The sequence below is a fragment of the Sphingobium cloacae genome, from assembly GCF_002355855.1.
Lineage (GTDB): Bacteria > Pseudomonadota > Alphaproteobacteria > Sphingomonadales > Sphingomonadaceae > Sphingobium > Sphingobium cloacae.
This window is the reverse complement of record NZ_AP017655.1, coordinates 2,545,001-2,558,145: the sequence shown is the minus strand read 5'-3', so window position 1 is coordinate 2,558,145 and position 13,145 is coordinate 2,545,001. Positions and strand designations below refer to the sequence as shown.

Annotated in this window: 7 protein-coding genes, 1 tRNA gene, 2 rRNA genes and 1 pseudogene (1 of these 11 cut by a window edge); 5 read left to right on the top strand and 6 right to left on the bottom strand. The window is 63.3% G+C overall.

What is annotated here, in order from left to right; all coding sequences use genetic code 11:
* The first annotated feature begins 194 nt into the window (after positions 1 to 194).
* The 3 genes from SCLO_RS12790 (at position 195) to SCLO_RS12780 (ending at position 4,469) form a co-directional block, all read left to right on the top strand.
* Positions 195 to 2,471: a putative bifunctional diguanylate cyclase/phosphodiesterase gene (locus SCLO_RS12790; protein ID WP_231923228.1), complete on the top strand. Its 2,277-nt coding sequence runs from the start codon at positions 195 to 197 to the stop codon at positions 2,469 to 2,471.
* Between the two features lie 97 nt (positions 2,472 to 2,568).
* Positions 2,569 to 2,937, top strand: coding sequence for a DMT family transporter (locus SCLO_RS12785; RefSeq protein ID WP_066521525.1), 369 nt, complete (start codon positions 2,569 to 2,571; stop codon positions 2,935 to 2,937).
* 83 nt (positions 2,938 to 3,020) lie between these two features.
* Positions 3,021 to 4,469, top strand: coding sequence for a UbiA family prenyltransferase (locus SCLO_RS12780; RefSeq protein ID WP_066521526.1), 1,449 nt, complete (start codon positions 3,021 to 3,023; stop codon positions 4,467 to 4,469).
* Positions 4,470 to 4,491: 22 nt separating this feature from the next.
* Here the strand turns inward: SCLO_RS12780 and SCLO_RS12775 are convergent, their stop codons facing one another.
* Complete coding sequence (locus tag SCLO_RS12775) at positions 4,492 to 6,003, bottom strand: hypothetical protein (RefSeq protein WP_066521529.1); 1,512 nt, start codon at positions 6,001 to 6,003, stop codon at positions 4,492 to 4,494.
* Between the two features lie 269 nt (positions 6,004 to 6,272).
* On the opposite strand from SCLO_RS12775, the gene SCLO_RS12770 reads away from it, so the two are divergent.
* Positions 6,273 to 7,763, top strand: coding sequence for a lipopolysaccharide biosynthesis protein (locus SCLO_RS12770; RefSeq protein WP_066521531.1), 1,491 nt, complete (start codon positions 6,273 to 6,275; stop codon positions 7,761 to 7,763).
* A 4-nt stretch (positions 7,764 to 7,767) separates the two neighbouring features.
* On the opposite strand, the gene SCLO_RS12765 is transcribed toward SCLO_RS12770, so the two are convergent.
* Complete coding sequence (locus SCLO_RS12765; protein WP_157080338.1) at positions 7,768 to 8,595, bottom strand: hypothetical protein; 828 nt, start codon at positions 8,593 to 8,595, stop codon at positions 7,768 to 7,770.
* 471 nt (positions 8,596 to 9,066) lie between these two features.
* On the opposite strand from SCLO_RS12765, the pseudogene SCLO_RS12760 reads away from it, so the two are divergent.
* A pseudogene (locus SCLO_RS12760) lies at positions 9,067 to 9,492 on the top strand (IS481 family transposase); the annotation flags it as partial.
* Here SCLO_RS12760 and SCLO_RS12755 read toward each other — a convergent pair.
* From SCLO_RS12755 to SCLO_RS12740, 4 genes are all read right to left on the bottom strand, one after another.
* On the bottom strand, positions 9,446 to 9,937 hold the full coding sequence (locus SCLO_RS12755) for a helix-turn-helix domain-containing protein (protein ID WP_169925558.1): 492 nt from the start codon (positions 9,935 to 9,937) through the stop codon (positions 9,446 to 9,448). The pseudogene SCLO_RS12760 and the gene SCLO_RS12755 overlap by 47 nt on opposite strands.
* Positions 9,938 to 10,125: 188 nt before the next feature.
* Positions 10,126 to 10,202 (bottom strand) — tRNA-Met (locus SCLO_RS12750).
* A 166-nt stretch (positions 10,203 to 10,368) separates the two neighbouring features.
* Positions 10,369 to 10,483 (bottom strand): 5S ribosomal RNA (gene rrf / locus SCLO_RS12745).
* 111 nt (positions 10,484 to 10,594) lie between these two features.
* Positions 10,595 to 13,145 (bottom strand): 23S ribosomal RNA (locus SCLO_RS12740) (it continues 245 nt past the right edge of the window).

Below are 13,145 nucleotides of genomic sequence, written 5' to 3'. Positions count from 1 at the left end.
CGCCAAGGGGACAAGCCGGGTAGAGGCGCCTGCCAGCGGCGCGCCGTCCCTGCCGGTCGGGCATGATCGGCGTCCGGCTTTTTTCACGGCCGTTAACTTTTTATCGCGATTGTTAACTAATGGCCGCTAGGGTTTTCAAAGCAATAGCCATGAACCGGATTGAAATGCCTTCGCAACGATCGCCCATCGACAGATTGACGATATGGCTTCTGGGGTCGCGCCTGGCCGTCCCGGACGCCATCGCGTCCCAGTTGATGAACGGCCTGTTCGCGTCGATTCCGATCTTTCTGGGCGGCATATTGAACATCACGCTGGTCGCCGCCGTCGCGGCGATGCGCCATCCGTCGGCCGCGTTCCTGGGATGGCTGTCGCTCGAGATCCTGTTCGGCGCGATTCGGCTGGGCGTGCTGGTCCATGGACGGCGGGCGATCCGGTCGGGACGGACGCCGCCCCGGCTGCTGGCGGCGCTGCTGTCCTGCGCATGGGCCGGGTCGGTGGGTTTCGGCGCCTTCCTCTGCCTCACCAGCAGCGACTGGGTGCTGGCGGCCATCGCCTGCCTGTCGGCCGCGGCCATGGTGTGCGGCATATGCCTGCGCAATTTCGGCACGCCCCGGCTGGCCGCGATCATGGTCTTGCTGGCGCTGCTGCCGTGCGCCGCCGCCGGGCTGATGACCACCGAGCCGATCATGCCGATCATCAGCCTGCAATTGCCGGTCTTCTTCCTGACGATCTTCTCCGCATCCTTTTCGCTGCACCGGATGATGGTGTCGCGGATGACGGCGCTCAACGACCTGGAGCGCAGCGAATCGCTGAACCGGACGATCCTCCAGGCCAGCCCGGACTATACGCTGATCCTCGACGCCGCCGATATGGTGGTCTTCTACAACCAGCCCATGACGGTCGAGGCCGATCAGCACGCGCTGATCGGGCGGTCGTGGCTGAGCGTGCTGCCCGAGGAGGACCAGACCATAGGCCGGCAGGCGCTGGAGGACGCGAAGGCAGGCCGCTCTGCCAATCTGGCGACCCATCATTTCGACGCCAGCGGGCAGAAGCGGTGGACCGACGTCATCGTCAAGCAGATTTCCGACGGATCGGGACGCCTGATCGTGGTGGCGCGGGACATCACCCACCAGAAGAAATCCGAAGAGCAGGCGATCTGGATGGCGCAGCATGACGCGCTGACGGGATTGCCGAACCGGGCGGTGTTGCAGGACCGTCTGGACGCGATGCTCGACGGCGCGGACCATGCGATGACCGGCGCCCTCCTCATCATCGACGTCGACAATTTCAAGTCGATCAACGACATGTTCGGCCATGACGCGGGCGACGCGCTGCTCTGCGCCTTCGCCGATCACCTGCGCGCGGCGGTCGGCGCGGACGACCTGGTGGCGCGGACCGGCGGGGACGAGTTCGCGCTGATCCTGGCCACCGGATCGGAAGCGGAGGTCGAGCGCACGGCGGAGCGGATATTCGACCGGCTGCGCGAACCCTTTTCCCATGGCGGCCGCCTGATCGATTGCGGCGCCAGCATCGGCGCGAGCTTCATTCCGCGGGACGGCAAGCTGCGTTCGGAAATCATGAAGGCCGCCGACATCGCCCTCTATGCCGCGAAGGCCGGGGGCCGGACGCAGCTCCGCGTCTTCGAGGCGGCGATGATGGTCGAGGTCGAACGGCACCAGGCCATGATCGCATCGGCGCGCTATGCCCTTCAGCACGAAACCGTCATGCCCCATTATCAGCCCAAAATGTCGCTCCGCACGGCGCAGGCGGCGGGATTCGAGGCGCTGTTGCGCTGGCGGGACCGGGACGGCGCGTTGCAAGGGCCCGGCCTCATCATGGCGGCGTTCGACGATCCCGTGCTGAGCGCCCCGCTGAGCGAACGGATGCTGGAGAAGATCCTGGACGATGTGGAGCATTGGGTCCGGGCCGACATCCCCTTCGGCCATGTCGCGATCAACGTCACCGCCGGGGATTTCCGCCGGGGCGGCATCGTCGAGACGATCCCGGGGCGGCTGGACGCAAGGGCCATTCCGCCCGCCTGCATCCAGATCGAGGTGACGGAAACCGTCTTCCTGAGCCAGAGCGCGGACGATGTGAAGGACGCGCTGCGACGGCTGAGCGGCCATGGCATCCGCATCGCGCTCGACGATTTCGGGACGGGCTATGCCTCTCTGTCCCACCTGAACCAGTTCCCCGTCAACCTGCTCAAGATCGACCGTTCCTTCGTCGCCCGGATCGGATCGGACCCGGATGCCGAGGCGATTTCCGCGACGGTCATCAACCTGGGCCATTGCCTGGGCATGGAAGTCGTCGCCGAAGGCGTCGAAACGGCCGAGCAGGAAAGGCACCTGGTCGCCATGGGTTGCGACACGGGACAGGGCTTCCTCTATTCCAGGGCCATGCCGATGGAGGAAGTCGCGCCCTTCCTGACGACGAGCCGCGCGTCGCTGCCCAGGACGGGCACGGCCTGAACGGGACAAGGAACCGGGCATCCGGCCCGGCGTCCTTAACCTTATATTGAAGCGCGGTGGATAGAGACAAGCTTCCGATAATCTGGAAGCTTGCCACGTGACCCTGCGCCTCTTTCTGCTCATCCTCATGAGCGTCAGCCTGTCGGCGCTGGCGCAGCTGGCGCTCAAGATGGGGACGACCGCCGCCGCCAGCGCGCGGACGGCAGGCGTCGGCGGCGAAGTGGGCGGCCTTGTCCAATCGCCCATGGTGCTGGTCGGCCTTGGCCTCTACGGGGTGGGCGCGCTGCTCTGGCTGTTCGTCCTGGGCCGCGCGCCGCTTTCGCTCGCCTATCCCTTCGTCGGGATGGGCTTCATCCTGACGATGCTGGCCGGGGCCCTGTGCCTCGGCGAGAGCCTGAGCGCGACGCGCATCGGCGGCACGCTGCTCATCGCCGCCGGCTGCGTGCTGGTCGCCCGATCGGCCTGACGAGCCTGGCGCAGGAGAGGATCGCATGAAAGACCAGTCCCCCGCCCGGCTCCCGCAACGCGCGGCGCGAAGGAGCGTCCCCCATGCTGCATGAACGCCCCGTCGCCGCCGGCGAAGCGGTCCCGCTGTTCGTGGACGTGGACGGCACGCTGACGCGCGCGGACATTTCGCTGGAAAGCTTCGTGCGGATCGCGCGATCCGGCATCGCCGCGATGATGGCCGTCCTGCTATGGCTGATCGCGGGGCGCGCCGTCGCCAAGACGATGGCGGCGCGGCGGGACCGGATCGACGCCGCGCGGCTCCCTTACCGGCAGGACGTGCTGGACCTGATCGGGGAAGCGAAGGCCCAGGGCCGTCCCGTCATCCTCGCGAGCGCGAGCCATTGGCGGCATATCCGCCATATCGCCGATCATCTGGACCTGCCGGGCCCGGTCATCGCGACGCAGGGCCGCGTCAACCTGAAGGGCAGCGCCAAGCTCGCGGCGATCCGCGCGCGCATCGGCCCCGACGCGCCGTTCGACTATGTGGGCGACAGCCGCGCCGACCGGTGCCTCTGGCGCGAGGCGCGGCAAGGCTGGTCGGTGGGCCATGTCCCCCCGCGCTCGGCCGTGGAACGGCTCGGCGGCCCGCGACCCGGCCTCATCCGGACGCTGGTCAAGGCGATGCGACCGCATCAATGGGCCAAGAATGCGCTGGTGCTCGTTCCCGTCTTCACATCGGGCAGCTTCACCATGCCGGCCGCGCTGCTGACCGCCATGGCGGCCGCCCTGCTCATGTCGCTGATCGCCTCGTCCATCTATCTGCTCAACGATCTGCTCGATATCGATTCCGACCGCGCGCACCGCACCAAATGGCAACGGCCCCTCGCCCATGGCGACCTCTCCATTCCTGCCGCGCTGGCCGCCTCGCTCGCGCTGGCGGTCATGGGGCTCGCCGGAGGCTGGCTGCTGGGCGGGCCTTCGCTCGCCTTCTGGCTGCTCGCCTATATGGCGATCACCACCGCCTATTCGTTCCGGCTGAAGGCGGTGATGGTCGGCGATGCGATCGTCCTCGCCTCGCTCTACACGATCCGCATCTGGATCGGCGCCATCGCGATCGGCGTGCCCTTGAGCTTCTGGCTGCTCCTGTTTTCGGTCTTCCTGTTCCTGAGCCTCGCCTATCTCAAACGCTATATCGAGATGCGCGACGCCACCGAGCCCCATCGCCTGCTGCGTGGGCGCGGCTATGTGGGCGGCGACCTCGATGTGGTGATGATGTCGGGCATTTCAGCGGGCATGGTCGCCGTGCTGGTGCTGGCGCTCTTCGCCCATGACCCGGCGACCGCCGCGCATTACGCCGTCCCCGAACTGCTGTGGCTGCTGTGCCTGCCGCTCATCTACTGGATGAACCGCATCTGGATGATGGCGCGGCGCGGCGAGGTCGAGGGCGATCCGGTCGCCTTCGCGATCAGGGACCGGCGCAGCATCCTGGTCGGCGCCGCCATGGCCTGCATCTTCGCGGCGGCTCTTCATGGCCCGGTGTCCGCGCCCTGACATCGCCCCGGCGGCGCATCGACTAAACCCCCGTCCGGCCGAGCAGCACATCCTCGCCCCGGATCCGGCGGATCTCATAACCGGCGGGCACCGTGAAGTCGCGGGGAGAGGCGCCCCAAAGCCAGATGCGGTCGAAGCGATCCCGCGCCATTTCCCCGAGCCGCGCGGCCAATGCCGTCCGGTCGACCTTTCCGGCAGGGCATAGCGCCTCCACATTTTCCGACAGATCGAACCACCGCGCGCGATCGCGGGGATCGCGGATGGTCATCAGATCGGCCCCTTCCACCTTGAACATGGTGTTGGTGAAAGCGTCCCTGCGCGCGATAGCAAGGCCGGGAACCTTGTGATCGGGCGTGAGCGCCCAGGGATGCCGGCAATCGGAACGGACGGCGAGGAACCCCATGCGGCTCCCGCGCGGCACGTCGTCCAAAAAGATCAGGCGCTGCTCCAGAATCGCACTGGCGCGATTCCAGCTCAGGGCGATGCCGGCGACGCGGACCGCGAATATCAGCGCCCCCGCGATGAACAGCATCCTTTCCCGCTTCGGATCGGCGGCGGGCCCAATGGACAGGAGCAGGAACATGCCGGCGACCGGCGCCAGCCGGAAATCCGCGCCCCAGCTCCCCAGAACCGTGGTCGGCATGATGACGGTCCCCAAGCAAAGCGCCACGCCGGCGGCCAGCAGACGCGGATCGAAGCGGCGTCCGCCAGCCCAGCAGATGGCCAGCAGCGCGAGCAGCCCGATCGATCCGGTCATGATCAGGTCCGGATAGCGGGACCATCCCTTGAGGACCGTCACGAAGTTCATGACCTTCGCCCACAGCAGGCCGTCCTCGACATAGGCGAATGGCGGCCCGAAAGACGCGCCGCGCCACAGGAGCAGTGGAATGACCGGCGCGGCGAGCGGCAGCAGTTTGGGGACGCTCGCGGCGACGCCGCGCCAGGAACGGATGGCGGTCAGTTCCGCGCACCCCGCGGCGACGACCAGTATGAACCATCCGCCCAGATGGGCCGTCCACACCAGAATGGATGCGGCGGCGAACAGCAGGCAGGCCATCCCCGTGCGCGGCGGACGGCGGAGAAAGGCCGCCAGCACCAGCATCGCCAGCGCCACGCCCAGGCAATAGTTCACGAAACCATAGAGATAGGCCTGATGAAAGGCGAACGGCAGGGCCAGCATGGCGCTCGCGCTCACCCGGCCATGGGCGACATGCGACAGCAGCAGCATGGCGGCCACCGTCAGCGGCGCGATGCAGGCGACCACCAGCCGGGTCGCCGTTTCCGCGTCCAGCCATCGCATCAATCCCATGACGGGCAGGTCCACGCCCAGATTGCCGATCCAGCGCCATTGCACGTCGAAGAAACGGTCGAGCGGCCCGCCCTCCCCGAAATGATGGAAGATGTGATGCCGCGCGACATGGTTGGGCAGATCGGCCAGCCCCGGCACCGTGGAAAGCAGCACGGGAAGCGCGGCGGCCGCGATCAACAGGCCGAACAGCGGTGCTTTTCGCAGATCGGAAGGGGTCGGGTCCATCGATGCCGGTTCGCTTTCCAGAATATCGCCGCCATCGGCCGGTCCACAAATGACGGTTCCTCCTATGGCAAATGTCTTTACCAATCCTTGCCTCGGGGATCGCCCCGGCCGGTCCGCCGGGGGCGAGCGCGGCTATTAACCAATGTCTCATTTTTGTCGGCTAGAGGGGGGCATGCCGTTTCCGTGCTCTTCGCTTCATCGGGCTCCGTCCATTCCTCTGGCCGTCGCCGCGCCACCCTGCGCCCTGCCGCTCTGAGGGACATAAGGGGATGCCGCATTTCAGCGACGCCGACGCGCAGGACAAGCATTTCGGAACCCGGATAAGGCGCGCGATCGTCTGGCGATCGGGTAGCCAGATCGCCAGCCAGATCGTTTCCTGGGCCAGCACGCTCATCGTCATCCGCCTGCTCGAACCGGCCGATTACGGGCTGTTCGCGATGACCGCGGTTTTCATGAACTTCATGAGTTTCATGAACGGCTATGGCCTTGTCAGCGCGCTGGTGCAGTCGCCGACGCTGGACAACCAACGCCTTCGGCAGGCTTTCGGGCTGATGCTGGTGCTCAACGCCGGCCTGGCCGTCGCCCAGTTCGCGCTGGCGGGCTATGCCGCCGACTATTACGGGCAGCCCATGGTGGCGAACCTGTTGCGGGTGCAGGCGCTCATCTATCTGGCCACCCCCTTCATCGCGCTGCCCGAAGTCCTGATCGGCCGAAGCCTCGATTTCAAGCGGTCGGCCTTCGTCAATATCCTGACGGCCATGATCTCCGCGATCACGGCGCTGGCAGGCGCGCTGTCGGGATGGGGGATATGGACGCTGGTCGTCGCGCCCCTCGTCGGCTTCTGGGTGAAGGGCGTCGGCAATATGGTCGCCACCCGCTTCTTCGTCATCCCTTCCTTCGATTTCCGGGGGACGGGAAGCATGATCGCGTTCGGCGCCTCGCTGCTCGGATCGCAACTGCTCATCATGGTGCAGAGCCAGACCGACATATTGATCGGAGGCCGCCTTCTGTCGGCGCACGACCTGGGCCTCTATGCCGAAGCCCTGTTCCTGACCCAGATTTTCGTGGCCCGCTTCATTCCGCCGCTCAACGACGTGGCCTTTCCCGCCTATGCGCGGATGCAGGCGGACAAGGCGCTGCTGGCACGGTCCTTCTGCAAGGCCGTCAGGCTCATCCTGCTCATCGCCTGCCCGCTTTATCTGGGCATGGCCGTGGTGGCATCGCCCCTGGTCGAGTTGCTGTTCGGGCGGAAGTGGCTGGAAATGGCCCCGCTGGTGTCGATCCTGGCGGCATCGATGCCGCTCTACGCCTTGCAGGTGCTGTTCAGCCCCGCCCTCAACGCCATCGGACTGCCGCGCCTGACGATGCGCATCGCCGCCGTGGGGGCGACGATCATGCCGCCGGCTTTCCTCATCGGCGCGCAGTTCGGGACGACCGGCCTCGCCTGCGCCTGGGCGGGGGGCATCGCCTTGCTCACGATGGCGACGATCCGCATCGCCGGGCGGGCCATGGGATTGCGGATCGCGGACCTGCTGCACGCGATCCTGCCATCCCTATGCGCCTCTATCCCGATGGCGGCTCTCGTGCTGGCGCTGGGCCTGACGCTGCCCGCCATGCCTGTCGCGGCGCGCCTGGCGGTGCTGGTCGCGATGGGGATCGCCGCCTATGGGACGGCCCTTGCCATCGGTTACCGCCCGCTGCTCGTGGAACTGCTGGCCATGGTGCGCGGCCGCCCGATCGAGGCCGCGTCCGCGACCTGACCCCTTATGCCGCCCTGGCCTCCTCGCCGGCGGCCCTGTCCAGGGCCTTGATCGCGGCGAGCGAGCGGCGCTGATATTCCCATGCATGCCATCTGTAGGTGCCGATGAAATGCAGAAAGCGGACATCGTCGGAAGAAGGCGTCCCCCAATAATTTTCATAGGATGAAGGGGGCAGGACCACGGCATCGTCGCTGTTCGCTATGACGAAATTGGACGTGATCTGCTCGGTGCCCCATTCCTTCCATCGGTCGGCGCCGAGAATGGCGCCCGCCGCCTGCGAAAAGGACATGGCGAGCCGGCGGTTGCTGCCGCGCGCGAAGCCGGCGAAACCCGAACAGCCCCGGACATAGCGCGGCCGGTCCAGCCCCTCGATGGCAAGGCGGGTCAGGACGGACTCCGTCGCGCCCTGGATATGCCCTTCGCGATCCTCGGCCGTCGGTTCGCCGTCCGGAAAAGAGCAGGCCTGGAATTCATGGACGTCCATGATCGTCCGGGCCGGGGTTTCCGCGCCGAGCAGGGTAAAGCATCGATTGGCGTCGATCGCTTCCTCGATATGGGGCACCGGGCCGATCGTCACCGTATCGGAATCGAGCTGGATCACATAATCGTCCGCCGCGATATCCAATATCGTCAGCAGCCGTTCCCAGGTTCCGCCGCGCGGACAGGGCCCGACATCCACGTCCGCCAGCGAGAGGATCTGCGGATCGCCCAGATGGTGGCGCAGCAGCGCGCGGTCCTGTTCGGTCAACGTGCCGTCGTCCATCACGACCATGCGCCCGCGCCGCAAATGGTGATGCAGCGATTTGGCCGCGATCAGATAGGAGGTCATCACGGAGGTGCCCACCATCGAGAATATGATCACCCCGTCATGGCGCGGGCGGACAGGCGCCGTCTGGAAGATGGCCCCGCAGAGATGATTATATATCCCGCGCTTGATACGCCAACGAACTTCCGGCCACACACCAAATCTCCCACACGACAATCCGGGGGCCGCGATTGAATCAGCCCACCCAGGCGGTTATCCGCATGGAAATACATCCAAACTATGATCTTTTGGTTTATCGCGCGCGCCCGGCGCTCTTTCTTACGGGCTGATTGCAATGGGCGTCGATGGCAAGCCGCGCCGGCAGATCGGCGGCTTTCCGCCGGTTGCACTGCCCCATGCCGCGAAATTTTGCCGAAATGTCCTTACGGCTGGAACCCTCCGGGAGAGGATTTTGGTGACCCCTACGGGAGGGCGCCCTAGTTGTTTGATCCCACGGTTTGATGGTGCGATCCTTTCGTTGGAATGGAAGGAAGCCTTATGGGACAGGTACGTCACGGGAGCGCCACGACCACGCACGCCGTCCGAGCAGCAATACAGCGATCGCAAGCTTCGCTCGCGACGCTGAGCCGGGATTTGGGGATCAACCCGAAGACGGTGGCGAAGTGGCGCAAGCGGGCGACGGTCGAGGATTTGAAGACCGGGCCGAAGGCCCCTCATTCCACCACCCTGTCCGAGGCCGAGGAGGCAATGGTTGTGGCGTTCCGTCGACACACGTTGCTGCCGCTCGATGACTGTCTTTATGCCCTGCAACCATCGATCCCGCACCTGACACGATCGGCGCTGCATCGGTGCCTGCAGCGACACGGCATCTCTCGCCTGCCCGACATCGAAGGTGACAAGCCAAAGCGACAACGCTTCAAACGCTATCCGATCGGCTTCTTCCACATCGATATTGCCGACGTGGGCGTGCCGTCAATTTGACATAGCCCAGCTTTTTCAACTCTCGCCCTACGGTCGTTTCCGTCAGAGACACCCCAAATTCGTCATGAAGCCAACGCGCCAGATCAATCAGCCGCCAGCGCACAACCCCATGGATCGCCGGGATCGGGCCGCTCTCAACAATCTCCGCAAGAGCCTGGCGCTGGGCTTCATTCAACAAGGAGGGTTTACCCGGCGCCTTGCCGTCGAAGAGCCCATCTGGACCTCGGGCATTGAACCGCACGACCCAGTCCCGCACGATCTGCAGCGTCACTCCGCCGATCCGCGCCGCATCGCTGCGGCTCCTGCCATCATATATTTCCGCCAAAGCCAGGAGCCGGCGCCCCTGATTTGCGCTCTTCGTCGTCCGCGCCAGTCGCCTCAAGCCCGCCGCGTCAAAGTCGTCCCGCAATCCAATCGCTGCACCCATGGCAATGCCCTCCAACCAGCAGCCATAGATTCAGAAATTCATCACTTTGGGAATCCCCTCCGTGAGTCAGCATCACGGAAGCTTGGTATCAGTCATTGATTTTGTTGAGGCGCCAGATCGGGAGCTTTTTCCGGGCACGGCGCCAACGGATCAACTCGTTGATTTTGTTTGGCTTTTAGGGCTAAAAATGGTTGCGGGAGCAGGATTTGAACCTGCGACCTTCAGGTTATGAGCCTGACGAGCTACCGGGCTGCTCCATCCCGCGACGATCTTGTTGTGCCTCAGGCGCCTGGGGCCGCATGGGCGGTCCTGGCGATCCTCCCCGGATGGCGTGTCCGGGTCCGGGCGGCCATTTGGCCTTGCGGCCTTTGGCCGGTGCTGTGCCCGGGAGGGTATGAATGGGTTTTTTGTTCCGAAGCGCGAGCTGCAATGCCTGGCGACGCCCTACTCTTCCGGGGCTTGAGCCACAGTACCATCGGCGCAGTCAGGTTTCACGGCCGAGTTCGGGATGGGATCGGGTGGGTCACTGACGCTATGGTCACCAAGCAATGGAGCTGGCGCTTCGGGGTATAATCGATATCCGTGCAAATTCTGGCTGTGTCTTGTCACCGACCGCTGACGGCTGGGGTTTCCAGCGCTGTCATTGATGGTGGGACTCTCAGGCGCGATCAGAGCAATTAGGACCGGTTAGCTTCACATGTTACCACGCTTCCACATCCGGCCTATCAAGGTCGTGGTCTACGACCGCTCGAAGAAATCTTATCTTGAGGGAGGCTTCCCGCTTAGATGCTTTCAGCGGTTATCCCGTCCATGCATAGCTACCCTGCTGCGCCGTTGGCACGACGACAGGTACACCAGAGGCATGTTCAACCCGGTCCTCTCGTACTAGGGTCAACTCCTCTCAAATTTCGACGCCCACGGCAGATAGGGACCAAACTGTCTCGCGACGTTCTGAACCCAGCTCACGTACCACTTTAATTGGCGAACAGCCAAACCCTTGGGACCTGCTCCAGCCCCAGGATGTGATGAGCCGACATCGAGGTGCCAAACGATTCCGTCGATATGAGCTCTTGGGAATCATCAGCCTGTTATCCCCGGCGTACCTTTTATCCGTTGAGCGATGGCCCTTCCACGAGGGACCACCGGATCACTATGACCGACTTTCGTCTCTGCTCGACTTGTCAGTCTCGCAGTCAGGCGGGCTTATGCCATTGCACTCTAACAGCCGGTTTCCAACCGGCCTGAGCCCACCATCGCGCGCCTCCGTTACTCTTTAGGAGGCGACCGCCCCAGTCAAACTACCCGCCACAGAGGGTCCCTGCACCGGATAACGGTGCGAGGTTAGACATCAGAAAACAACAGGGTGGTATTTCACCTATGGCTCCACGCGGGCTGGCGCCCACGCTTCAAAGCCTCCCACCTATGCTACACAGTTCTTTCCTAATGCCACTCTGAAGCTGCAGTAAAGGTGCACGGGGTCTTTCCGTCTAACCGCGGGTACTCCGCATCTTCACGGAGAATTCAATTTCGCTGAGCATATCCTGGAGACAGTGGGGAAGTCGTTACGCCATTCGTGCAGGTCGGAACTTACCCGACAAGGAATTTCGCTACCTTAGGACCGTTATAGTTACGGCCGCCGTTTACCTGGGCTTCAATTCAGAGCTTGCACTCCTCCTCTTAACCTTCAGGCACCGGGCAGGCGTCAGGCCCTATACGTCGTCTTGAAGCCGACTTAGCAGAGCCCTGTGTTTTTGCTAAACAGTCGCTACCCCCTGGCCTGTGCCCCCCATCAAAAGTTGCCTTAAGATGGGGCCTCCTTCTTCCGAAGGTACGGAGGCAATTTGCCGAGTTCCTTCAGGATACTTCTCTCAAACGCCTTGGTATACTCTACCATTCCACCTGTGTCGGTTTAGGGTACGGTCTATACGGTGGGGCTATTTCCTGGGACAACTTCCCTGCCCGGACCAATCCAATAAGGCCGAACAAGTTACGCCATCCGTCACACACCACCAGGCCCACGAATATTAACGTGGTTCCCATCGACTACCCCCTTCGGGCTCGTCTTAGGGGCCGGCTTACCCTGCTCAGATTAGCTTTAAGCAGGAACCCTTGGAATTTCGGCGACAGTGCATCTCACACTGTTAATCGCTACTCATGTCTGCATTCGCACTTCCGATACCTCCACGGTCGGTTACCCTCCCGCTTCAACGGCCTACGGAACGCTCCGCTACCGCTCAGTCAAAGACTGAACCCTAAGCTTCGGTGCACGTCTTGAGCCCCGTTACATCTTCGCCGCAGGATCTCTTATTTAGACCAGTGAGCTGTTACGCTTTCTTTAAAGGATGGCTGCTTCTAAGCCAACCTCCTGGTTGTTTTGGAAATCCCACATGCTTTCCCACTTAGACGTGACTTGGGGACCTTAGCTGTAGGTTAGGGCTGTTTCCCTTTTGACGACGGACCTTAGCACCCGCCGTCTGTCTGCCGGACTAGACTCGTTGGTATTCGGAGTTTGGTTAGAATTGGTAGATCTCGCGACCCCCGCATCCATCCAGTGCTCTACCCCCAACGGCAATCATCCGACGCTCTACCTCAATAGATTTCGCGGAGAACCAGCTATTTCCCGGCTTGATTGGCCTTTCACCCCTAAGCACAACTCATCCGATAATTTTTCAACATTAAACGGTTCGGTCCTCCAGTGCGTGTTACCGCACCTTCAACCTGGTCATGCATAGATCGCCGGGTTTCGGGTCTAATGCATCGAACTCTGTCGCCCTGTTCAGACTCGCTTTCGCTGCGCCTACACCTAACGGCTTAAGCTTGCTCGATACACTAAGTCACAGACCCATTATGCAAGAGGTACGCGGTCAGGTCTCAAGGACCCTCCCACTGCTTGTAGGCATCCGGTTTCAGGTACTGTTTCACTCCCCTCATCGGGGTGCTTTTCACCTTTCCCTCACGGTACTGGTTCGCTATCGGTCATGTACGAGTATTTAGGCTTGGAGGGTGGTCCCCCCATGTTCAGACAGAGTTTCACGTGCTCCGCCCTACTCAAGTCCGACATCTTCATTTTCGCATACGGGGCTGTCACCCGCTATGGCCCAACTTTCCAGAAGGTTCTGCTAATTAAGAAGTCGGCACTGGCCTGGTCCGCGTTCGCTCGCCACTACTAACGGAATCTCGGTTGATGTCTTTTCCTCCGGGTACTGAG